Below are 24360 nucleotides of genomic sequence, written 5' to 3'. Positions count from 1 at the left end.
CAAAGGAATAAAATATAACTTAATTAATCTTGACACCCAGATACTGTTAAAGATTAAAATCTCGACAATATCAAATTCCTTTTGAAGTAACGGGAAATGATCAATGGTGTGTTTTTAGGCCAGATAAAATTACTACTTATATGTAAATTAATTGATTTTATAGGATAATAAGATGTTACCACTGGTTTACTTTTCCAGCCAGTCGGAAAATACATATCGATTTATTATGTGTTTGAACTTACCGGCAAATAGAATACCACTAGATATTCAAAAGCATTTGAAAATAAAAAAACCTTATATTTTATTAGTACCAAGCTATGGTGGTGGTGGCATAAAAGGAGCCGTTCCTAAACAAGTTATTCAATTTCTTAATGATGAATCAAATCGCAGTGGTATACGGGGAGTAATTGCTGCTGGCAATCGAAATTTCGGGAAAGGTTATTGTTTAGCTGGAGATATAATTGCAAAAAAATGTCAAGTTCCTTACCTCTATAGATTTGAGCTTATGGGAACTCCCACCGATATTGCTAATGTAAAAGCAGGAGTGACACAATTTTGGTAAAAACTGATACTTTCAGTAAGATAACACTAGATTATCATGCACTAAATGCCATGTTAAATTTATATGATACTAATGGGAATATTCAATTTGAAAAGGACCATGAAGCAATCCGGCAATTTTTTATACAACATGTTAATCCTAATACTATAATGTTTAATTCAGTAACAGAAAGACTAAATTATTTAATTCAAGAAGGTTATTATGAAATTGATATATTAAATCAATATGATTTTAAATTTTTATGTGAATTTCATATTAAAGCAGCTAATTGGGGTTTTAAATTTAAGACATTTCTTGGTGCTTGGAAATATTATACCAGTTATACATTAAAAACTTATGATGGAAAGCATTATCTTGAAACTTTTGAGCAAAGAACTTGTATGGTAGCCTTAACTTTAGCTAAAGGTGATAAATTACTAGCATATAACATATTAGAAGAAATATTAAGTGGTCGTTTTCAGCCGGCTACTCCTACCTTTCTTAATTGTGGTAAAAAACAGCGAGGAGAGTTAGTTTCTTGTTTTTTATTACGTATTGAAGATAATATGGAATCTATTGGTCGTGCAGTGAACTCAGCTTTACAATTATCTAAGAGAGGAGGAGGGGTATCTTTTTTATTATCTAATTTGCGTGAGTTTGGTGCCCCAATTAAGCGAATTAAAAATCAATCTTCAGGAGTAATTCCTGTCATGAAAATATTAGAAGATGCTTTTTCTTATGCCAATCAATTGGGAGCTCGCCAAGGTGCCGGTGCTGTTTGGCTTCATGCTCATCATCCTGATGTTTTTCGTTTTTTAGATACTAAAAGGGAAAATGCTGATGAAAAAATTCGGATTAAAACTTTATCTTTAGGAGTTGTTATACCTGATATCACTTTTAAATTAGCAAAAGATAATAAAAAAATGGCTCTATTCTCACCTTACGATATAAAAAAATTTTATGGCTGTACTTTTAGTGATATAAGTATAAGTGAAAAATATGATGAAATGGTTGCAGATGATCGTATTAATAAAATTTATATACAACCGAGGGATTTTTTTCAAACCTTAGCGGAAATTCAGTTTGAATCAGGATATCCTTATATTATGTATGAAGATAGTGTTAATCGTAGTAATCCCATTTTGGGAAGAATAAACATGAGCAATTTATGTTCTGAGATATTGCAAGTAAATAGTGCAAGTAAATTTAATAGTGATTTAAGCTATCACCATATTGGCAAAGATATATCCTGTAATTTAGGTTCGCTGAATATAGCATATGCAATGGATTCACAAAATTTACAACATACTGTTGATGTGGCAATACGTTCATTAACGGCTGTATCTACAATAAGTAAAATTGATTCCGTACCATCAATAGTAAAAGGTAACGATAGCTCTCATGCGATTGGATTAGGACAAATGAATTTACACGGTTATTTAGCTCGTGAAGGAATTCAGTATGGATCACCTGAAGCTTTAGATTTTACTAACATATATTTTTATTGTATTACATATTATGTATTACTTACATCAAATAGCTTGGCTAAGGAACTAAAACGTTCTTTTGATGGTTTTGAAGAATCTCATTATGCAAACGGAGTATATTTTGATAAATATCTAAAACGTACATGGTTTCCTTATACTAAACATGTAGCACAAATTTTCACATCATCAAATATTAAATTACCTACTTATGAAGACTGGTTAATATTACGAGAAGAAGTTATGAAATATGGTTTGTACAATCAAAATCTTCAAGCTATACCTCCTACTGGATCAATATCATATATTAATAACGCAACTTCAAGTATTCATCCAATTGTATCACGCATTGAAATCAGAAAAGAAGGTAAAACTGGTAGAGTTTATTATCCTGCACCATTTATGAATAACAACAACTTAAAATTGTATCAAGATGCTTATCAAATTGGATATAAAGCAATTATTGATACTTATGCAGAAGCTACAAAGCATGTTGATCAAGGATTATCTTTAACGTTATTTTTTCGTGATGACATAACAACTCGTGATATTAATAAAGCACAAATTTATGCATGGAAAAAGGGTATAAAGACAATTTATTATATCAGAATTCGACAAACAGTTCTTAGAGGTACTGAAATTAAAGGCTGTATCTCTTGCACATTGTAATGAAAATTATGCAATCAAAAAAAATTCAGGCAGTTAATTGGAATCAAATCCAAGATGAGAAAGATCTAGAAGTATGGAATCGTCTTACCAGTAACTTCTGGATTCCAGAAAAAATACCTTTATCTAACGACTTTCCTACTTGGCAAACTTTAAATAAACATCAACAACAATTGACTACACGTATTTTTACTGGTCTAACATTATTAGATACTATTCAGAATATAATCGGAGCTCCAGAATTAATTAAAGATTCATTAACCTCTCATGAAAAATCAGTGTTATCCAATATAAGCTTTATGGAAGCAGTGCATGCGCGTTCGTATAGCTCAATATTTTCTACATTATGTAATAGTAAAGATGTAGATAATGCTTATTTATGGAGTGATAAAAACCAGCCACTACAAAATAAAGTAAATATGATTCTTAAGTATTATCAATCAGATGATCCATTGAAAAAGAAAATAGCTAGTGTCTTTCTTGAATCTTTTTTATTTTATTCTGGTTTTTGGTTACCAATGTATTGGTCAAGTCGAGGAAAACTAACAAATACAGCTGATTTGATACGTTTAATTATGAGAGATGAAGCAGTTCATGGTTACTATATAGGATATAAATATCAAAAATCATTAAGTAATGTTGATGAAAATCGTAGACAGGCACTAAAAGAGTTCTCCTATAATTTTTTATTCGATTTATATGAAAATGAAGTCATTTATACGAATGAACTTTATAGTGACATAGGATGGGCAGAAGAAGTAATAGTTTTTCTTCATTACAACGCTAATAAGGCATTAATGAATTTAGGATATAAAGCTTTGTTCCCTACTGAATTAACTATGGTAAATCCAGTAATTTTATCTGCTCTTTCACCTAATTCTAATGAAAATCATGATTTTTTTTCTGGTTCAGGTTCATCTTATATGGTAGGTAAATCAGTTGATACTGAAGATGAAGATTGGAATTTTTAATTTAACAGTAAAATTCATTTTTTAATATATTTTGTTGTTTTTGATTTAAATATTCATGAATTTACACTAAAAAATATTAATAATGATTCTGTTTTTATTAGAAATAATCTTTTAAACAGATATTACGTAATGTGTTTAAGTATATTTGAATGCATATCAATATTTTATATAATTATAATAATTTATCAATTATTATAACAAAACTGATTATATTGCATTAATATATTATCAAAATCATAAATAGCACATGATAATTACTTTATCATCCCTTAATTGTAATAATGTGTTTTATAAAAACTGTATATAGAATATACGGAAATAATTAGTATACTAGATAACTAATAGTATTATTTAGTTACAAAATTATTAATAAGTACTATCTATCGAAAAATTATTACTAATAATATCTAAATTTAAAATATTTTATATTAATAATCTCTGATTAGAGTTAAGGCAATAAAATATATGAAAAAAAATAATTTATCAGAAAGAGATTATCCTATTCGATATGCTTTAATTAGCGTTTCTGATAAAACTAATATCGTAGAATTTGCTTTAGAACTTCATAACCGCAAAATTAAAATACTAGCGACTAGTGGTACTGCATGTTTATTAGCTAAATCAGGTATACCTGTTATAGAAATATCTAATTACACTGGTTTTCCAGAAATACTAGATGGACGTGTTAAAACATTAAATACAAAAATTTATACTGGTATTTTGTATCGTCGAGGAATAGACGATAAAATAATAGAACACTATAAAATATTTCCAATAGATATATTAATAGTTAACTTTTATCCTTTTAAACAGACTATTATGCATCAAGACTGTTTATTAGAAGAAGCAATAGAGAAAGTAGATATTGGTGGCCCGACAATGGTATGTTCTGCAGCAAAAAATTATAAATTTGTTTCTGTTATTGTAAATCACAAAGATTACAATGATGTTTTAGATGAATTAAATACTAATAATAATTATCTGAGTTTAAATACTCGTTTTAAACTTGCTATGAAAGCTTTTAATTATTTAGCATTTGATAAAATTGATATTGCTAATTACTTCAATCAATTAACATCAAAGTTAGGAAATGTTAAGAAACATGATGACATTCTTCCAGAAAAAATTAATATTAACTTAGTGAAAAAACAAAATATGATTTATGGGGAAAATATTCATCAAAATGCTGCTTTATATACACCAGAATTAACTAATCAAGAATTCTCATCAAATTTATTAAAAGTTCAAGGAGAAAAACTTTCATACAATAATTTTATTGATATTGATACAGCTATAGAATGTTTAGAAGAATTTACAGAACCTACATGTGTAATAATTAAACATTCTAATCCTTGTGGTGTTGCAACAGCTAATTCAATTAGTTATGCTTATAAACGTGCTTATATTAGTGATACTATTTCAGCATTTGGCGGAGTTATAGCATTAAATCGAGAGTTAGATCAATCTACCATAGAGTTAATTATTAAAAATCAATTCGTAGAAATTATAGCAGTTCCTTCAGTTAGTGATATTGCGTTGAAAATTATTTCTAAAAAGAAAAAAATCAAACTTATTGTATATCCTAAATTTAAAAAAAATCCTTTATTAATGGATTTTAAAAATGTTAATAATGGTGAAATGTTAGTTCAAGAACATAATTATAAAAAATTAGATATTAACAAACTTTCTATAGTTAGCAAAAATCAACCAAATAAGCAGGAAATCAAAGATTCTATATTTTGCTGGAAAGTATCTAAATTCGTTAAATCAAATGCTATTGTTTGTGCCAGAAATAGTGCTACAATTGGTATTGGTGCAGGTCAGATGAGTCGAATAGATTCAGTGAAAATTGCTTATATGAAGGCAAAAAATGCGGGATTAGAAACTGAAAATTCTGTTATGGCTTCTGACGCTTTTTTTCCATTTCGTGATAGCATTGATATTGCTGCTAAAATGGGAGTAAAATGTATAATTCAACCTGGTGGTTCTATACGTGATCAAGAAATAATTGATGCAGCTAACGAATATAATATTTCAATGATATTTACTGAAATTCGTAATTTTCGTCATTAATTAAGTTTATGTAGACAATCAAACAATGAAAATCTTGATTATTGGTAATGGTGGCCGAGAACACGCATTAGCATGGAAAGCCTCTCAATCAAAATTAGCTGATGTTATATTTGTTGCTCCTGGAAACCCAGGTACTATGATGGAGCCCCATGTGCGTAATATAGATATTAATACTACAGACATAGATAAACTCCTACAATTTGCTCATAAAGAAAAAATAGATTTAACTATTGTTGGACCTGAAATACCAATAACTATGGGTATAGTTGATAAATTTCGTATGGTTGGATTAAATATTTTCGCTCCAACTAAATCTGCTTCTCAAATAGAAAGTTCTAAAATTTTTACTAAAAAATTTTTATCACGTCACAATATTCCTACACCGAGATACGAATGTTTTTCAGAAATAAAGTCTGCCCTATCTTATATTAATCAAGTAAAATTACCAGTTGTTATTAAAGCTAATGGTTTAGCAGCTGGAAAAGGTGTGATTATTACGAAAAACAGAAAAGAAGCAGAAAGCATAATTCAAAATATGCTTTCTGGAAATTTATTTGGAAATGCAGGTAAAAGTATTATAATTGAAGAATTTTTTCCTGGAGAGGAAATTAGTTTTATTGTAATGGTAGACGGAACAAATGTTTTACCAATGGCTACAAGTCAAGATTATAAACGTATTGGTAACAAAAATACAGGTTTAAATACAGGAGGAATGGGCTCACGTTCACCAGCTATGTTAACAAAAAAAAATAACAATATAAATCAATATATAATGAACCATATTATATATCCTACTGTATCTGGTATGGCTCTTGAAGGTAATCCATATACTGGTTTTCTATATGCTGGAGTGATAATTAATGAATTAGGAAAACCACTAGTGATAGAATTCAATTGTCGTTTAGGAGATCCTGAAACTCAATCACTGATGATGCGTTTAAAATCTGATTTAATAGAAGTTTGTATGGCTGGTTGTCACGGAATATTAGATCAAAAAGAAATAGAATGGGATTCTAGATACTCATTGAGCTTAGTACTATCTTCAGGAGGATATCCCAGTGACTATTCTATCGATTATAAGATTTATGGATTGCCTAAAAAAAATTTTTCTCATAGTAAAATTTTTCATGCAGGAACAGGATTATATGAAAACAAACTAATTACTAAAGGAGGTCGTGTTTTATGCATAAGTACTATGGATAAAGATATTAAAATAGCTAAAAAAAGACTATATGAAATAGCGCAATCTATTTATTGGCAAAATATTTATTACCGTACTGACATTGGCTATTAATAAAAAATAAACACATGATTATTTGGATAAATTATCTTTTTATTATAATGAGTGTCATCTTTTTGAAAGATTGTGAACAGCATTGATAAATACACTAACGTTTTCTGGTAAGATATCCCGATATATACCGTGGCCTAAATTAAAAATATGACCGTTACCTTCACCAAAATTATCTAAAATCATTTTTACTTCTTGTGTAATCCTATCAGGAGATGAATAAAGCACTGAAGGATCCATGTTTCCTTGAATTGCAACTTTATCACCAACACGGCGACGCGCATCACCTATATTAATGTTCCAATCAATACTCAAGGCATCAACACCAATGTTAGCCATGTCTTCTAGCCATTGATTACCACCTTTAGTAAATAATATAATTGGTATATAAAAACCTTGATATGTACGCAATAAATTTGCCACGATTTTTTGCAGATAGTAAAGAGAAAATTCTTTGTAAGCAGGATGAGTCAATATACCACCCCAAGTATCGAATAACATTATACACTGAATGCCAGCACAAATCTGTGCATTTAGGTATAAAATAATGTTGTCTGTAATTTTATTTAGCATTTTATGTAAAATAATCGGATCAGAATACATCATTTTTTTTATTTTATTAAAAAATTTATTTGTACTATCTTGAACCATATATGTAGCTAAAGTCCAAGGACTTCCTGAGAAACCAATTAATGGAACTTTTCCTTGCAGATTTTTATAAGTCATGCGTATTATATTCATGACATAGCTTAATTCTTTTTCAGGATCACATATAGGCAAACGTTCAATATCAGCTTGGCAAGTAATTGGATATAAAAAACCAGGACCATATTTATCATCAAAGTATAAACCTAAACCCATTGCATCAGGTATTACTAAAATATCACTAAAAATTATAGCTGCATCTAAGTCATAACGGCGCAAAGGCTGCAATGCAATTTCGCAAGCTGCATCAATATTTTTACAAACTGATAAAAAATTATCGAATTTAGCACGTATTAATTTATATTCCGGCAAATATCTACCTGCTTGTCTCATGATCCATATAGGAGTCATGTCGACTGATTTGCGTAACAGAGCACGTAAATAACGATCATTTTTTAATTTATATATCATATAATATTAATTGTTAACTATAGTTGCAAATTTAATATCATTACCAAAATTGGTAATGATATTGGTTATAAAAACCCTGGAAATTATTGTTTATTAATCATCACAAATAGATAAACCAGCATTTAACAATTCAGCTAAATTAGCAGAAGCTTTATCAGCTGTAAACTGTAAGTTAGATAAATTTTCTTTACTAGCTATTCTACATCTTATTCTATCTTTATGATATGAATAACCAGTGCCTGCAGGTATAAGCCTACCTACTATAACATTTTCTTTGAGACCTCTAAGAGCATCATGTTTTCCTGCAACAGATGCTTCCGTTAGCACACGTGTAGTCTCTTGGAATGAAGCAGCAGAAACAAATGATTCAGTTGCTAATGAAGCCTTAGTAACACCAAGTAGCTCTCTTACATACGTTGTAAGATTTTTACCTTCTGCTTTTAATGCACGGTTGGAAATTCTAATGCGAGAAAATTCTACTTGCTCACCTTCTAAGAATTCGGTACTATCCGTAGTTACAATTGTTGCTTTGCGTAACATTTGACGAACAATTACTTCAATATGTTTATCATTAATCTTAACACCTTGTAGCCGATAAACTTCTTGCACTTCATTTGTAATATAACGAGTAACTGCATGAACACCACGTAAACGTAAGATATCATGTGGAGATTCAGGACCATCAGAAATTACATCACCTATATCAACTCTTTCCCCTTCAAAAACATTTAATTGTCGCCATTTAGGTATCATCTCTTCATATACTTCATTTTCATTATTGATAGGTGTAATCATTAAACGTCTTTTACCTTTAGTGTCTTTTCCAAATGAAACTATACCACTGATTTCTGCTAATATAGCTGGTTCTTTAGGACGTCTGGCCTCAAATAGATCAGCCACTCTAGGTAAACCTCCTGTAATATCTTTTGTTCCTCCTGATTCTTGAGGTACTCGGGCTAATATATCACCGGCGCTAATACTAGCACCATCTTCTAATTGTACAATTGCTTTTCCTGGTAAAAAATATTGAGCAGGTATATCGGTACCTAAGATAAAAATATTTTCTCCATTTTTATCAACAATTTTTAACGAAGGACGTAATTCTTTACCAACTGTAGTCCTTTCAGAACTTTCTAAAACCACTAAAGATGATAAACCTGTTAAATCATCAGTTTGCCTAGTAATTGTTTGACCGTCAATTATATCTATAAATCGAATAAAACCACCTATTTCAGTAATTACTGGCATAGTATGAGGATCCCAATTAGCTGCAATGTCTCCTGAAATTACAGATTCACCGTCATTTTTCTCTAATATTGCACCGTAAGGGATTTTATAACTTTCTTTTGTTCTATTAAAGTCGTCAACTATCTTTAATTCAACATTACGTGATATTACAATGGATTTGCCTAAAGAATTGCATACAAGTTTAGCATTTATTAATCTTATAGTTCCATTGTTCTTAATTCTAATACTTGATTCAGTAGCCGCACGTGAAGCAGCCCCTCCAATATGAAATGTCCTCATTGTAAGCTGTGTCCCAGGTTCACCAATTGATTGCGCTGCTATTACACCAATGGCTTCACCTTTATTAACAATATGACCTCTAGCTAAATCACGACCATAGCAATTAGCACATACTCCAAAATCGGTTTCACAACACACAACTGAACGTACTGTAACAGTATCTATAGAATTTTCTTCTAATACATCACACCAATACTCATCAAGCAAAGTATTTCTTAAAATTAACACATAATCAGTACCTGGTTGAACAATATCTTCTACAGTTACTCTACCTAAAACTCGCTCTCGTAAAGGATCTTTAACATCTCCACCTTCTATTACAGGAGTAATTGTGATCCCTTCATAAGTACCACAATCATCTTCAGTAACTACTAAATCTTGTGCTACATCTACTAAACGGCGAGTTAAATAACCTGAATTTGCAGTCTTTAAAGCCGTATCTGCTAAACCTTTTCGTGCACCATGAGTTGAAATAAAATACTGGAGGACGTTTAAGCCTTCTCGGAAATTTGCAGTAATAGGAGTTTCAATAATCGATCCATCTGGTTTTGCCATTAAACCGCGCATTCCTGCTAATTGTCGGATTTGAGCGGCAGAACCTCTAGCTCCTGAATCAGCCATCATAAATATATTATTAAACGCCAATTGTTGTTCCTTATCTCCATATCTATTAGTTACAGATTCAGTAGATAAATTTTCCATCATTGCTTTAGCAACTCGATCATTAGCTGCTGCCCAAATATCAATGACTTTATTATATCGTTCTCCAACAGTTACCAGACCAGATTGAAATTGTTCTTGTATTTCAGCTACTTCTAATTCTGCTTCAGAAATAATTTCTGATTTTTTTTCAGGTATTACCATGTCATCAATACCTACAGAAACACCTGAACGAGCAGCATAAGCAAAACCAGAATACATAATTTGATCAGCAAACTGTACTGTAGATTTTAAACCTAAGATGCGATAACAAGTATTTAACATTTTGGAAATTGTTTTCTTACCTAAAACTTGATTAATAATATGGTATGGTAAACCTTTTGGTACAATCATCCAAAGAATTGCACGACCAATAGTCGTATCAATTATACTCGTATTGGAATCAAATTCACCTTGCTCATTTCTATGAAATTCTTTGATTCTAACTTTAACACGCGCATGCAAGTCAACTTGTCCGATATAATACAGAAATTCTGCTTCTTTGGGTCCAGTTAACATCATTCCTTCTCCTTTAGCATTAATCTTATCACGAGTCATATAATATAATCCTAAAACAACATCTTGAGAAGGAACAATAATTGGTTCACCATTTGCTGGAGATAAAATATTGTTAGTTGACATCATTAAAGCACGTGCTTCTAGTTGAGCTTCTAATGTTAAAGGAACATGTACAGCCATCTGATCTCCATCAAAATCAGCATTATAAGCTGCACAAACTAAAGGATGTAATTGAATTGCTTTACCCTCAACAAGAATTGGTTCAAATGCTTGAATTCCTAAACGATGTAATGTGGGTGCACGATTTAATAAAACTGGATGTTCACGAATAACATCATCAAGAATATCCCAAACAACTGATTCTTCACGATCAACCATTTTTTTTGCAGCTTTTATTGTAGTAGCTAGTCCTTTAATTTCTAATTTTCCATAAATAAATGGTTTAAATAACTCTAATGCCATTTTTTTTGGCAAACCGCATTGATGTAACCGAAGATATGGGCCTACCGTAATAACAGAACGTCCTGAATAGTCTACACGTTTTCCTAGCAAATTTTGACGAAATCTACCTTGTTTTCCTTTAATCATGTCTGCTAATGATTTTAAAGGTCTTTTATTAGAACCAGTGATAGCTCGTCCTCTTCTACCATTATCTAGCAGTGCATCTACTGCTTCCTGTAACATCCTTTTTTCATTTCTAACAATTATATCTGGAGCAGAAAGATCAAGTAATCTCTTTAATCTATTATTACGATTAATAACACGACGGTAAAGATCGTTTAAATCTGAGGTTGCAAAACGTCCTCCATCAAGAGGTACTAAAGGACGTAGATCTGGTGGAAGCACTGGTAATACATTCAAAATCATCCACTCTGGTTTGTTACCGGATTGAATAAATGATTCTAGTAGTTTAATTCTTTTAGTTAGTTTTTTTCGTTTAGTTTCAGAATTAGTTTCATTAAGCTCATCACGTAATTGTTCACATTCTTCTTCTAAATCCATATTTTTTAGCAAATACTGAATTGCTTCGGCACCCATTTTTGCATCGAATTCATCACCAAATTCTTCTAATACGTCAAGATATTGTTCTTCAGTTAACATTTGACGTTTTTCAAGACTTGTCATGCCACCTTCAACTACAACATAAGATTCAAAATATAAAACTCTTTCTATATCACGCAAAGGCATATCTAAAAGCAATCCAATACGCGAAGGCAAAGATTTTAAAAACCAAATATGAGCTGTTGGTGATGCTAATTCTATATGTCCCATGCGTTCACGGCGCACCTTGGTTTGGGTGACTTCTACACCACATTTTTCACAAATCACACCTCGGTGTTTTAATCTTTTATATTTACCGCATAAGCATTCATAATCTTTTACAGGACCAAAAATTCGAGCGCAAAAAAGACCATCACGCTCAGGTTTAAATGTACGATAATTAATTGTTTCTGGTTTTTTTACTTCACCAAAAGACCAGGATCGTATCATATCTGGTGCAGCAAGAGAAATTTTTATGGAATCGAATTCTTCTTTTTTATTTTGTATTTTTAGGAACTTAAGTAAGTCTTTCACAGATCATGTCTCATTGGAGGGTGAGATTTAAGAGTATTTAAAATCAATTAAAACTCTATCATCAATATTATCAGTATATATAAATCACTTTTTAGTTATATTGTAATCTTTATTTGTATATCTCACTATAATCCTATGTATTATTCCTCGTCCTCTAATTCTATATTTATTCCTAATGATTGAATTTCCTTTAGTAACACGTTAAACGATTCAGGCATACCAGGTTCCATATGATGGTTACCATCTACAATATTTTTATACATTTTAGTCCGACCGTTAACATCATCAGATTTCACTGTAAGCATTTCCTGTAAAGTATATGATGCACCATAAGCTTCCAAGGCCCAAACTTCCATTTCACCAAAACGTTGACCACCAAATTGAGCTTTACCACCTAAAGGTTGTTGAGTAACTAAACTGTAAGAACCTGTAGAACGTGCATGCATTTTATCATCAACTAAGTGATTTAATTTAAGCATATACATATATCCTACAGTAACTTTACGTTCAAATTGCTCACTAGTACGACCATCAAATAAAGTAATTTGACCAGAAGGAGGTAAATCACTTAATTTAAGCAACTCTTTGATTTCACTTTCTTTTGCGCCATCAAAAACAGGACTTGCAACTGGCATTCCATTTTTCAAGTTTTTCGCTAACTCTAATACTTCGCCATCACTAAATTTACTTATATCAACCTTTTGACAGAGATCTGTGCCTAAATTATAAGCACGTTGTATAAATGTTCTTAATTTAAATATTTCTTCTTGCTTATTTAGTAGTGCATTAATCTTTTGACCTATGCCTTTGGCTGCCATCCCTAAGTGTGTTTCAAGAATTTGTCCAATATTCATCCGTGATGGAACACCTAAAGGATTTAATACAATATCAATTGGGATACCATTTTCATCATACGGCATATCTTCAACAGGGTTTATTTTTGAAATAACACCTTTATTACCATGACGACCTGCCATTTTATCTCCGGGTTGAATTTGGCGCTTTACTGCGAGATAAACTTTGACTATTTTTAATATCCCGGGTGCAAGATCATCACCTTGAGTAATTTTGCAACGTTTATCTTCTATTTTTTTTTCAAATGTTTGCTTTAATTCTTCATATTGATACACTAACTGTTTTAGTTGTTCTTTTTGTTTTTGATTATTAACTGGAATTTTCAATAAATGTTCACGAGATATCTTATTTAATTCATTTATTTCAATTTGATTAGATAATAATGATTGAATTCGGGTAAAAATACCTGATTCTAAAATTTGTTTTTCTTCCATCAGGTCTTTTGTTGCTTGTTTTAACTGCATTTCTTCAATTTCTAAAGCTCGTTTGTCTTTTTTTATACCATCTCTAGTAAAAATTTGTACATCTATAACTGTACCTGATACACCATTTGGAACTCTTAGAGATGAATCTTTTACATCAGATGCTTTTTCACCAAAAATAGCACGTAATAACTTTTCTTCAGGTGTTAATTGAGTTTCACCTTTTGGTGTTACTTTCCCGACTAAAATATCTCCGCCTGTAACTTCTGCTCCAATATAAACAATACCAGATTCATCAAGTTTGGACAATGCCGCTTCGCTCACATTTGGAATATCAGCAGATACTTCTTCGGCACCTAATTTAGTATCTCTAGACATACATGATAATTCTTGAATATGGATACTAGTAAACCTATCTTCTTGAACTACACGTTCTGATACTAAAATTGAATCTTCAAAATTATAACCATTCCAAGGCATAAAAGCTACACGCATATTTTGACCCAATGCTAATTCACCTAAATCAGTAGAAGGACCATCTGCTAGTACATCACCTCTATTGATTTGTTCACCTAAACTAATACAAGGCATTTGGTTGATACAGGTATTTTGATTTGAACGAGTATATTTAGTTAAATTATAAATATCTATTCCAACTTCATCTACCTGCGTTTCTTTTTCATTGACCTTAACAACAATACGAGATGCATCTACATATTGAATTAAACCACCACGTTTAGCTACTATAGTAACTCCTGAGTCAACAGCTACAGCACGCTCCATGCCTGTCCCAACTAAAGGTTTTTCAGAACGTAGTGTCGGAACTGCTTGGCGCTGCATATTAGCACCCATTAGGGCGCGATTAGCATCATTATGCTCAAGAAAAGGTATTAGCGAAGCACCAACAGAAACTATCTGTTGAGTAGAAACATCCATATAGTCTACCTGTTTGCGGTGAAACAACCCTGATTCACCTTTATTACGACAAATTATTAGATCATCGACAAATTTACCGTCTTCATGTAAATGAGCATTTGCTTGAGCAATAATATAATTACCTTCCTCAATAGCTGATAAATAATTTATTCTATCAGATACAATACCATTACACACACAACGATATGGAGTTTCTAAGAAACCATATTCATTTGTCTTAGCATAAACAGATAAAGAATTAATTAAACCAATATTTGGACCTTCAGGAGTTTCAATGGGACAAACTCGACCATAATGTGTAGGATGCACATCACGTACTTCAAAACCAGCTCTTTCTCTAGTTAATCCTCCTGGACCTAGTGCAGAAATTCGACGTTTATGAGTAATTTCAGATAATGGGTTATTTTGATCCATGAACTGAGATAATTGACTGGAACTAAAAAATTCTTTTACAGCTGCTGAAATTGGTTTGGCATTAATCATATCTTGAGGCATTAATGTATCAAGATCACCTAATGATAAACGCTCTCTTACTGCACGTTCAACACGAATTAAACCAATTCTAAATTGATTTTCAGCCATCTCACCCACAGAACGAATACGGCGATTACCTAGATGATCAATATCATCAGTTTCACCTTTACCATTACGAATATTGATAAGTTTTTTCATTACATCAATTATATCTGTTTTACTAAGAACGCTGGATCCTTCTATACTATTTCTTCCTAATGAACGATTAAATTTCATACGACCTACATCAGAAAGATCATATCTATCTTCAGAAAAAAATAAACTTTCAAAAAGATTTTCTGTAGACTCTCGTGTTGGAGGTTCACCTGGTCTCATCATACGATAAATTTCAACAAGTGCACTTAATCTGTCTGTTGTCGGATCAATACGTAAAGTTTCAGATATATAAGATCCATGGTCTAGATCATTGATAAATAAAGTTTCAATTTTTTTATAACCTGCTTGCTTTAATTTATATATCAATTCTAATGTAATATCAGTATTAGCAGATGCAATCAAATCATTGTTATTAGTATTACTGTAGTAATTTTTCGCTAATACCTTCCCAACGAGGTATTCAATTGGAACTTCGATATATCGGATGTTATCTCTTTCTAGTTGATTAATGTGTTGTGAAGTAATACGGCGTGTTTTTTCAATGTATATTTTACCATTACATTCTATATTAAAAGAAGCAGTTTCACCTCGTAATCTTTCTGGAATTAATTCCATTAATATTTTATCATCGTGAATTTCAAATAATATTTTTTCAAAGAAAATATCTAAAATATCTTCAGTAGTATAATCTAGAGCATGCAAAATAATACTTGATGGTAATTTACGTCTACGATCAATACGAACAAAGAGATTATCTTTTGGATCAAATTCAAAATCCATCCAAGAACCTCTATAGGGAATTATACGTGCATTATATAATATTTTACCAGAAGAATGTGTTTTGCCCTTATCGCTATCAAAGAAGACACCTGGACTACGATGTAATTGAGAAACTATGACACGTTCAGTACCATTGATAATAAATGTGCCATTTTCAGTCATTAGTGGAATTTCTCCCATATATACTTCTTGTTCTTTAATATTTTTTACAACATGTTCTGATGAAAAATCACGTTCATAAATTACCAATCTTAATTTCACTCGAAGTGGTGCTGAATAAGTAGCACCACGAATTTGACATTCTTTTACATCAAAAATAGGTTCACCTAAACGATAACTTACATATTGTAATTCAGAATTACCGCCATAACTTATAATTGGAAATACAGAACGTAGTGCAGCTTCCAGGCCATTTTGACCTTCTGGATCGTGCTCAACAAATTTTTGAAAAGAATCAAGTTGAATAAAAAGAAGGTAAGGTACATCTAGAACTTTTGGACGCTTACCAAAATCCTTGCGGATTCGTTTTTTTTCGGTATAAGAGTAAACCATTATGGCTCCTCAACTAGCTGATGTTCGACCTGTTTTTGGATCTTTTTTTACACATATCATGTCATATTACTTTTATTGTTTTTAATTGAGATTAATTTTCATTTCATTATTTCAATTATCAAATGAGGATATATCTTAATAACTAAGATACACAAAAATACTTGAAAGAAAAGGCTGGTGATAAAATCACCAGCCGTCAGCCTTGCTATTATTGCTAGACTGTAAGCTAAAATTTTATTTAACTTCAACTTCAGCTCCGGCCTCTTTTAAAATCTTTTCTAAAGATAATGATTCTTCTTTACTAATTCCTTCTTTGATGATTCCAGTTGCTTCAACTAAATCTTTAGCCTCTTTTAGTCCTAAACCAGTTGCTGCACGTACTGCTTTAATAACAGCTACTTTATTAGGACCAATAGCCTTTAATATGACATCAAATTCGGTTTTTTCTTCAATAACCTCGATAGGACTAACATTTACATCCACTTTAGAAGAAACGCCGAATTTTTTTTCCATAGCCGATACTAAATCAACAACTTCCATTACAGACATGGCAGAAACAGCTTCTAAAATTTGGTCTTTAGTTATAGACATTACAATTGTTCCTAAGATCAGAAAAATTCTAAATTTAATTCTTTTTTATATCACTAATAGCTTTTAACACCCTCACTATTTTGCCTGCAGCTGCTTCCTTAATAGTTAACATTAAATTTATTATGGATTCTTCATATGTAGGTAAATTTGCTAATAGATCAATATTATCTGCATCAATGAATTTATTTTCAAAAGCTGCTGCCTTGATTTTAAATGTAATATTATCTTTTTCAAATTCTTTTAATAAGCGAGCAGCTATACCAGGATGCTCTGTAGAATATGCAATTAATGTTGGACCAATAAAAGTTTTATTTAAACATTCAAACTGCGTATTCTTAACAATTCTATGCAGCAATGTATTGCGGACAACACTTATATATACTCCTGACTTACGACCTTTTGCTCTTAATTCAGTTATTTTATCTACAGTAACACCACGAAAATCTGCAACAACTGCTGAAATAGATTGTTCTGCTATTTGACAAATTTTCGCAACAATCTCTTTTTTATCTTTAAGATTTAGTGGCATTAGTTTACACTCCTGAGATTGACCAGAAAAATTATTTGATAATTGCTGACCATTTTAGTCTGAAATCAATTTTGAACAAAATAAGAATAATGAAACTTGCTGAAATTAAGAGAACATATTTCTCCGATATTTCTAATTAATATGTTTTACTTCTTAAAAGAATACAATTAACTTAATTTCAATTGATATAAAATAATATTTAATTTATATTCAATAAACTTTTTGGTTATTTAGAAATCAAAACACGATCTTACGTAAAATCGTAGATTATTTCAAGAGATAATTTAAATTATTAAATATTCAAGCTAGCTAAATCAATATTAATCCCAATACCCATGGTTGTTGAAATACTAATTTTTTTTATGTAATTTCCTTTTGCTTGAACAGGTTTTATTTTTTTTAGTGCAATAATTAGATGTTCTAAATTTTCCTTTAATTTTTTAATTTCTAAGTTAACCTTTCCAAGGCTAGCATGTATTATACCATTTTTATCGTTGCGAAAACGAATTTGACCTAATTTTGCGTTCCTAACAGCTTCAACAATATTTGTAGTTACTGTGCCCATTTTAGGGTTTGGCATTAAACCTCTACTGCCTAAAATTTGACCTAATTTACTAACAATATGCATAGAATCTGAATCAGCAATAACAACATCAAAATTTATATTACCTTGCTTAATTGTATCTGCTAAATCTTGCATGCCAACAAGAACTGCTCCCTCTTTTTTAGCTTCTTCAGCTTTTAATCCTTCAGCAAATACTGCAATACGCAAAGAACGTCCTGTACTATTAGGAAGATTAGTGCTACCACGTACATTTTGTTCAGGTTTTTTTGCATCAACACCTAAATTTATTGCTACATCAATACTTTCTATGAAATTTACAGCAGCAAATTTTTTTAATATAGTAATAGCTTCAATACAATCGTATTTTTTATTTAAATCTAATTGATTCCTAACTACATGCATACGTTTAGTTGTTTTAATCATTTTGATCCTTTATTACTAAACCCATAGAAATAGCAGTACCTTCAATAGAACGGGACATTGCTTCTATATCAGATCCAGTCATATCTATTGCTTTAGTTTTTGCTATTTCGCGAATTTGTGTACGAGTTATGTTTCCAATTTTTTCTTGATTAGGTTTACTAGAACCTAATTTGATACCTGCAGCTTTTTTTAAAAGAACAGCTGCTGGAGGTGTTTTAATAACAAAGGTAAAAGTACGATCTGTATATACTGTTATGATAACAGGAGTTGGCATACCTTTTTCTAATGATGCAGTTTCGTTATTAAAATCTTTACAAAATTGCATAATATTAACACCCTGTTGCCCCAATGCAGGACCTACAGGTGGACTAGGATTTGCCAAAGAAGCTGGAATTTGTAATCTAACATATGCTTGAACTTTTTTAGCCATGTATCTCCTCGTATATCCTAAAATTTTAAACCTAATACATTAATTACTGTAAATTTAACTTGATATTTTATTAATATTTATATGAAAAATTAAATTGATTTATCCTTTTTCTACTTGAGAAAAATCAAGCTCTACTGGTGTAGCCCTGCCGAAGATAGAAACGGATACTTTCAGTCTACTTTTTTCATAATCTACTTCCTCAACAACACTATTAAAATCGGCAAAGGGACCGTCATTTACCCTAACTATTTCACCTGGTTCGAAAATTGTTTTAGGCCGAGGCTTGTCGCCAACTTGCTGAAGTCGATTTATAATGATATGAGCTTCTTTATCGCTTATAGGAGATGGTCTATCAGATGTCCCACCTATAAAACCCATGACTCTTGGAACATTTTTTACTAAATGCCAAGTATTATCGTTCATGATCATTTGAACAAGCACATATCCGGGGAAAAATTTCCTTTCGCTTTTGCGGCGTTGACCGAAGCGAATTTCTACAACTTCTTCTGTAGGTACCATAATATCCCCAAATAAGCTATCCATATTATATAATTTAATATGTTCGCGTAATGACTGTGCCACACGACTTTCAAAACCGGAAAACGCCTGTACAACATACCAACTTTTTTTAATAACTTCAGACATCTTAAAACCTCAGGCTAGTAATAAACGATACTAAATGGACTATGATATTATCTAGTCCCCATAGAAGTAAAGACATCAGCGTAGTAATAACTATGACAATTAACGTTATCCGAAATGTTTCTCGATAAGTAGGCCAAACAACTTTTTTCAATTCAGCTTTTGATTCACGGATAAAAACTAAGATATCCTTACCTTGATTTGTTGAACATAAAACGCAAACTGATATGATAAGTAATATAGTTATAGCTATTACACGCACGTACAACGCTGTTTTTTCGTAATAATAATTACCTATAATAGCTGTAAGCAACAACGATAATATGATTAGCCACTTTACTATTTCTAAACTGAACAAGGTTACTTTAGCTTCGTTATTATTACCCATAGCCCATACCTGCTAAAATAATTTTAAAACTCTATTTAATCTTCTTAATCTTCTAGAAATAATTAAAAATGGAAAAGTATATTAATCAATTTATTTTCATTCATATTATTGTGTTTGAGCTAATTAATATTAATAATAAGCATTTTATTTAAAATTCTTATGGCATGAAAATTTTTACTTTTTAAAGCATCACTAATCAAAAATAAGACATAAAACAAAAACACGCTATTAAATAATTATACATAATATAATAGCAATAAGTTTTTTTATTTAAAATATAAAGATACTATTTTAAGTAATTGTTCCTTATTCATTCCTGAATTTATTCTATCAGAATAAATTCAGCGATTCATTACCTTTTTATATTTCATAATAAAAATGATGCTGGTACTCAGGATTGAACTGAGGAACCTCACCCTTACCAAGGGTGTGCTCTACCAACTGAGCTATACCAGCTTGCTTTTTATTTGGAGCGGGTAACGGGGATCGAACCCGTATCATTAGCTTGGAAGGCTAAAGTAATACCATTATACAATACCCGCTATATCACAACAAATATTTAATTACTTCAAAAGATTAAAATCTGATCTAACCGGAGTTCATGTTATTAATATTAAACATACCTAATTATAGTTGTAAATGATGGTGGGAGAAGGATTCGAACCTTCGAAGTCTATGACGGCAAATTTACAGTCTGCTCCCTTTAACCGCTCGGGAATCCCACCTTATCAACTGCCGGCTACCGGAATCGAACTGGTGACCTACTGATTACAAGTCAGTTGCTCTACCATCTGAGCTAAGCCGGCACCGAATATTTATTATTCTAAAGTTCTTGAGCAAATGATGCAACAAAAATTTTTCATTTTTTCAAAAAAATAACTTTTATTTTTTTATTTTATTATATTTAATTAATAATATATATTATTGCGTAATAATTCTACTTATTCCCAAAATAATATACTATAAAAAATAATATACTATAATAAAATAATATACTATAATAATGTTATAATATTGGAATATGGTAAATTGGTAAGGTAATTTGGAAGATTTACTTATATTGTTTTTTAATTTTAGAGATTAGTAAGATACTAATGACAGAATTATTGTTTGATAGAAAAGACTGGGTTAATTTATGTGATTCTATTCCTTTATCTTGTGATGAAGTAAAAAAATTAAAGGGTGCTGACAATTTATCTATTGCTGAAATTAATGATATTTATTTACCTCTTTCACGATTGATAATTTCTTTAGCAGAATCAAATATTAGAAGTCAAAAAATTCCATATATAGTCAGTATATCTGGAAGTGTCGCTGTAGGAAAGAGTACTACAGCTAAAGTATTACAGACATTACTAAGTAAATATCATAAAAATAAAAAAGTAGAAATTGTCACGACAGATGGTTTTTTATACCCTAATGCGGTACTTATAAAAAATGGTTTAATGGAAAAAAAAGGATTTCCTCAATCATATGATATGCAAAGTCTAATTAAATTTGTTTCAGATATAAAATCAGGTGTTAGAAATTTGATAGTTCCAGTTTATTCACATATTATTTACGATATAGAACCGGATAAAAGTAAAATAATTGATCAACCAGATATATTAATTATTGAAGGACTAAATTTATTGCAAAATAAATCAGATGATCCTGACCAAATTTTTATTTCTGAATTTATAGACTGTTCAATTTATTTAGATGCTGTTGAAGAACTATTAAAAGATTGGTTTATTTGTCGTTTTTTGAAACTACGTCAAGAAGCATTTTTACAGCCTAATTCTTATTTCCATAGTTATATTAATATTGATGAACAAAAGGCAATAAAAATTGCTGACAATGTATGGAATAAAATTAACAAATTAAATCTTGAAGAAAATATTTTACCTACTAAGGATCTCGCAAATATAATTTTAAATAAAAAGAAATGTCATGTTATTAATCAGATAACTATTAGAAATATAAAATACTTAGTATAAATTAAAAGGATCTTAACGATATATCTCCTAAAGACCAAGATTTAATCGTGCCATTATATTCTAATAATAAAGATCCTTGATTATCTATCCCGCGAGAAACACCAAATATTTCTTTATTTCCTATAGTTAATTTAACCCGCTTATTAATAAAGTTATCTAACATTCTCCATCTATGCATAAAGGGATAGAATCCCTTTGCTTCTAGTAAATGTAGTGATTCTCGAAAATTGTTTGTTAAATTAATAACAAGATCAGTTCGATTAATTTTTAATCCCATTTCTTCTAAAGAAATCCACCTAGGGGAAACATTTGTACTTTTTTGATAATGATTTGATATATTAACATTAACACCTATACCTATCACAACTTCAACATATTCTTTATATTCTTTTGTTTTATTACTCAATTCTATTAAAATACCAGCTAATTTACTGTCATTAACATAAATATCATTAGGCCATTTTAATTTAATATTTTTAACACCTAAAAATTGCAGAGTTTCAGCTGTAATAACCCCTATAACCAATCCAATACTTGATATATTATTAATATTGTACTTGATTTTCCAATACTTCCAATACATGGACATGCATAAGTTATATCCATAAGATGAATACCAAGTACGACCACAACGACCTCTACCAAATCTTTGATATTCAGCAACACAAAGATCACCACATTTCAGATTATCACCATGATCCAACAAATGTTGATTTGTAGAATCAATCACTGGTTTGAATAAAACATTATTGTTTCCCAGTTTTGATTTCATTTCTTGTTCATTTAATAGATTCAAAGATCTAGATAACCTATATTCTGTTATACGTGGAGCAAAAACATCAATACCCCAACTCCTTAATATATTTATATTATTAATCAAATGTGATTTAGATATTGCTAAATTTTTGCAAATATTTTTTATGGAATGTGATTTACCATCAGCCAAGATATTTATTAAATTAAATTTAATATCCATCTTATGAAATCATCTCAATCGCATTGCATTCCCCTTTTGATTTAATAAAACGCACTTCAGGTTCCAGCCATATATTAAATTTTTTACCTACTCTTAAGCGTATCTCTTTTGCTAAAGACAAAATGTCTTGAGAAGTTGCATGTCCTTTATTAATTAATACTAACGCCTGTTTATGATAAAGCGCTGAATCTCCTACATAAAATTCTTTTAAATTACATTGATCAATTAACCAACCAGCAGCTAATTTTATTTGATTATTTATAAATGGATAATACGGCATAGTGGGAAAGTGTTTTAATAATAATGCAGCCTGTTTTTGAGTAACAATAGGATTTTTAAAAAAACTGCCCACATTACCTATAATTTTAGGATCAGGTATTTTGCGTTTACGTATAAGAAAAATTTCGTTAAATATATCCCAAGCACTAACTGGTTTTAAATATTTTAAATCATTATATGTTAATATTGGTTGCCATTTTTTTTTAAGATAAATACCTACAGCTATAATGACAAAATCAGTCCAATATTTATTTTTAAAAATACTATCTCGATAAGAAAAATTACATTCATTATTATAAATTCTCTTGATATCTCCACTTTCTAAATGAATAACGTCTACATAACTACAAAAATCTTGTAACTCAACACCATATGCACCAATATTTTGAATGGGTACCGAACCTACAGTCCCGGGAATCCAAGCTAGATTCTCTAATCCAAAAATTCCCTTTGTTAGCGTATCTTGTACTAATTGATGCCAATTTTCTCCAGAACCAATATGTAATTTCCATGTTCTATCATCTTCATGAATTACTATGCCTTTAATCCTGTTCAGCACAATAATACCAGCAAAATTTTCAACGAACAAAACATTACTGGCCTCTCCTAAAATTAAAAACGGCAATTTAAAACATTTACTAAATTTCCACGCCTCTAAAATAGTTTCTTTTGTTTCTGCAATGATGAGAAAGCGAGTACTAATATCTAGCCCTAGAGTATTATATACTTTTAGAGAACAATGTCTATTAGTCATCATTCAAATCATCTATCTGTTATTTGGAAAACAATTTCAAACAAAAACTTGTATAAATATTAGAACCTGGCAGTTACCTACTCTCACATGGAGAAACTCCACACTACCATCGGCACGACGACGTTTCACTTCTGAGTTCGGCATGGATTCAGGTGGTACCATCGCGT

Annotated in this window: 17 protein-coding genes, 4 tRNA genes and 1 rRNA gene; 6 read left to right on the top strand and 16 right to left on the bottom strand. The window is 30.6% G+C overall.

Annotated features, from left to right (window positions below; translation table 11 throughout):
* The first annotated feature begins 172 nt into the window (after positions 1–172).
* The 5 genes from nrdI (at position 173) to purD (ending at position 7029) form a co-directional block, all read left to right on the top strand.
* On the top strand, positions 173–562 hold the full coding sequence (gene nrdI / locus CRV11_RS00195) for a class Ib ribonucleoside-diphosphate reductase assembly flavoprotein NrdI (protein ID WP_136131333.1): 390 nt from the start codon (positions 173–175) through the stop codon (positions 560–562).
* The gene (gene nrdE / locus CRV11_RS00190; RefSeq protein WP_136131332.1) at positions 556–2694 is read left to right on the top strand and encodes a class 1b ribonucleoside-diphosphate reductase subunit alpha; all 2139 of its coding nucleotides are present in this window, start codon (positions 556–558) and stop codon (positions 2692–2694) included. Before nrdI ends, nrdE begins: the two co-directional genes overlap by 7 nt.
* Positions 2695–2702: 8 nt before the next feature.
* Entirely contained in the window at positions 2703–3662 is a 960-nt protein-coding gene (gene nrdF, locus CRV11_RS00185) for a class 1b ribonucleoside-diphosphate reductase subunit beta (RefSeq protein ID WP_136131331.1), read from the top strand.
* A 465-nt stretch (positions 3663–4127) separates the two neighbouring features.
* Entirely contained in the window at positions 4128–5735 is a 1608-nt protein-coding gene (gene purH, locus CRV11_RS00180; RefSeq protein WP_136131330.1) for a bifunctional phosphoribosylaminoimidazolecarboxamide formyltransferase/IMP cyclohydrolase, read from the top strand.
* Between the two features lie 25 nt (positions 5736–5760).
* On the top strand, positions 5761–7029 hold the full coding sequence (gene purD / locus CRV11_RS00175) for a phosphoribosylamine--glycine ligase (RefSeq protein ID WP_136131329.1): 1269 nt from the start codon (positions 5761–5763) through the stop codon (positions 7027–7029).
* Positions 7030–7083: 54 nt separating this feature from the next.
* On the opposite strand, the gene hemE is transcribed toward purD, so the two are convergent.
* From hemE to CRV11_RS00110, 13 genes are all read right to left on the bottom strand, one after another.
* The gene (hemE, locus tag CRV11_RS00170; RefSeq protein ID WP_136131595.1) at positions 7084–8139 is read right to left on the bottom strand and encodes a uroporphyrinogen decarboxylase; all 1056 of its coding nucleotides are present in this window, start codon (positions 8137–8139) and stop codon (positions 7084–7086) included.
* A gap of 96 nt (positions 8140–8235) precedes the next feature.
* Positions 8236–12462, bottom strand: a complete 4227-nt coding sequence (rpoC, locus tag CRV11_RS00165; protein WP_136131328.1) for a DNA-directed RNA polymerase subunit beta' — start codon at positions 12460–12462, stop codon at positions 8236–8238.
* A 140-nt stretch (positions 12463–12602) separates the two neighbouring features.
* Positions 12603–16637, bottom strand: a complete 4035-nt coding sequence (rpoB, locus tag CRV11_RS00160) for a DNA-directed RNA polymerase subunit beta (RefSeq protein WP_136131327.1) — start codon at positions 16635–16637, stop codon at positions 12603–12605.
* 234 nt (positions 16638–16871) lie between these two features.
* Entirely contained in the window at positions 16872–17228 is a 357-nt protein-coding gene (rplL, locus tag CRV11_RS00155; protein ID WP_136131326.1) for a 50S ribosomal protein L7/L12, read from the bottom strand.
* 34 nt (positions 17229–17262) lie between these two features.
* Positions 17263–17757, bottom strand: a complete 495-nt coding sequence (gene rplJ / locus CRV11_RS00150) for a 50S ribosomal protein L10 (RefSeq protein WP_136131325.1) — start codon at positions 17755–17757, stop codon at positions 17263–17265.
* Between the two features lie 292 nt (positions 17758–18049).
* Positions 18050–18745 (bottom strand): 50S ribosomal protein L1, encoded by a 696-nt coding sequence (gene rplA, locus CRV11_RS00145; protein WP_136131324.1) that lies wholly within the window; start codon positions 18743–18745, stop codon positions 18050–18052.
* Entirely contained in the window at positions 18738–19175 is a 438-nt protein-coding gene (rplK, locus tag CRV11_RS00140; protein WP_136131323.1) for a 50S ribosomal protein L11, read from the bottom strand. Before rplK ends, rplA begins: the two co-directional genes overlap by 8 nt.
* Before the next feature lie 99 nt (positions 19176–19274).
* Entirely contained in the window at positions 19275–19820 is a 546-nt protein-coding gene (nusG, locus tag CRV11_RS00135; RefSeq protein ID WP_136131322.1) for a transcription termination/antitermination protein NusG, read from the bottom strand.
* Between the two features lies 1 nt (position 19821).
* Positions 19822–20205: a preprotein translocase subunit SecE gene (secE, locus tag CRV11_RS00130; RefSeq protein ID WP_136131321.1), complete on the bottom strand. Its 384-nt coding sequence runs from the start codon at positions 20203–20205 to the stop codon at positions 19822–19824.
* Between the two features lie 382 nt (positions 20206–20587).
* Positions 20588–20661, bottom strand: a tRNA-Thr gene (locus tag CRV11_RS00125).
* 12 nt (positions 20662–20673) lie between these two features.
* A tRNA-Gly gene (locus CRV11_RS00120) sits at positions 20674–20747 on the bottom strand.
* A 101-nt stretch (positions 20748–20848) separates the two neighbouring features.
* A tRNA-Tyr gene (locus tag CRV11_RS00115) sits at positions 20849–20930 on the bottom strand.
* Positions 20931–20938: 8 nt separating this feature from the next.
* Positions 20939–21011, bottom strand: a tRNA-Thr gene (locus CRV11_RS00110).
* Between the two features lie 288 nt (positions 21012–21299).
* Here CRV11_RS00110 and coaA point away from each other — a divergent pair.
* Complete coding sequence (gene coaA / locus CRV11_RS00105; protein WP_136131320.1) at positions 21300–22184, top strand: type I pantothenate kinase; 885 nt, start codon at positions 21300–21302, stop codon at positions 22182–22184.
* A 1-nt stretch (position 22185) separates the two neighbouring features.
* Here coaA and birA read toward each other — a convergent pair whose 3' ends face one another.
* The 3 genes from birA to rrf form a co-directional block, all read right to left on the bottom strand.
* Positions 22186–23160: a bifunctional biotin--[acetyl-CoA-carboxylase] ligase/biotin operon repressor BirA gene (gene birA, locus CRV11_RS00100; protein WP_136131319.1), complete on the bottom strand. Its 975-nt coding sequence runs from the start codon at positions 23158–23160 to the stop codon at positions 22186–22188.
* A 1-nt stretch (position 23161) separates the two neighbouring features.
* Positions 23162–24193 carry a UDP-N-acetylmuramate dehydrogenase gene (gene murB / locus CRV11_RS00095; protein ID WP_136131318.1) on the bottom strand — a complete coding sequence of 344 codons (1032 nt, stop codon included), beginning with the start codon at positions 24191–24193 and terminating at the stop codon, positions 23162–23164.
* Positions 24194–24257: 64 nt separating this feature from the next.
* Positions 24258–24360, bottom strand: a 5S ribosomal RNA gene (gene rrf, locus CRV11_RS00090); the annotation flags it as partial.

It is taken from the genome of Candidatus Pantoea edessiphila (assembly GCF_002933335.1).
Taxonomy (GTDB): Bacteria; Pseudomonadota; Gammaproteobacteria; order Enterobacterales; family Enterobacteriaceae; genus Pantoea_C.
The sequence above is the reverse complement of the archived record's forward strand: the minus strand, read 5'-3'. Positions and strand labels throughout refer to the sequence as shown.

Coding starts and splice junctions, on each gene's coding strand:
- rplK (WP_136131323.1), bottom strand. CDS start 19,175: ATGGCTAAAAAAGTTCAAGCATATGTTAGATTACAAATTCCAGCTTCT.
- rplA (WP_136131324.1), bottom strand. CDS start 18,745: ATGATTAAAACAACTAAACGTATGCATGTAGTTAGGAATCAATTAGAT.
- nrdI (WP_136131333.1), top strand. CDS start 173: ATGTTACCACTGGTTTACTTTTCCAGCCAGTCGGAAAATACATATCGA.
- secE (WP_136131321.1), bottom strand. CDS start 20,205: ATGGGTAATAATAACGAAGCTAAAGTAACCTTGTTCAGTTTAGAAATA.
- birA (WP_136131319.1), bottom strand. CDS start 23,160: ATGGATATTAAATTTAATTTAATAAATATCTTGGCTGATGGTAAATCA.
- nrdF (WP_136131331.1), top strand. CDS start 2,703: ATGCAATCAAAAAAAATTCAGGCAGTTAATTGGAATCAAATCCAAGAT.
- rplJ (WP_136131325.1), bottom strand. CDS start 17,757: ATGCCACTAAATCTTAAAGATAAAAAAGAGATTGTTGCGAAAATTTGT.
- purD (WP_136131329.1), top strand. CDS start 5,761: ATGAAAATCTTGATTATTGGTAATGGTGGCCGAGAACACGCATTAGCA.
- rpoB (WP_136131327.1), bottom strand. CDS start 16,637: ATGGTTTACTCTTATACCGAAAAAAAACGAATCCGCAAGGATTTTGGT.
- coaA (WP_136131320.1), top strand. CDS start 21,300: ATGACAGAATTATTGTTTGATAGAAAAGACTGGGTTAATTTATGTGAT.
- purH (WP_136131330.1), top strand. CDS start 4,128: ATGAAAAAAAATAATTTATCAGAAAGAGATTATCCTATTCGATATGCT.
- nusG (WP_136131322.1), bottom strand. CDS start 19,820: ATGTCTGAAGTTATTAAAAAAAGTTGGTATGTTGTACAGGCGTTTTCC.
- murB (WP_136131318.1), bottom strand. CDS start 24,193: ATGACTAATAGACATTGTTCTCTAAAAGTATATAATACTCTAGGGCTA.
- rplL (WP_136131326.1), bottom strand. CDS start 17,228: ATGTCTATAACTAAAGACCAAATTTTAGAAGCTGTTTCTGCCATGTCT.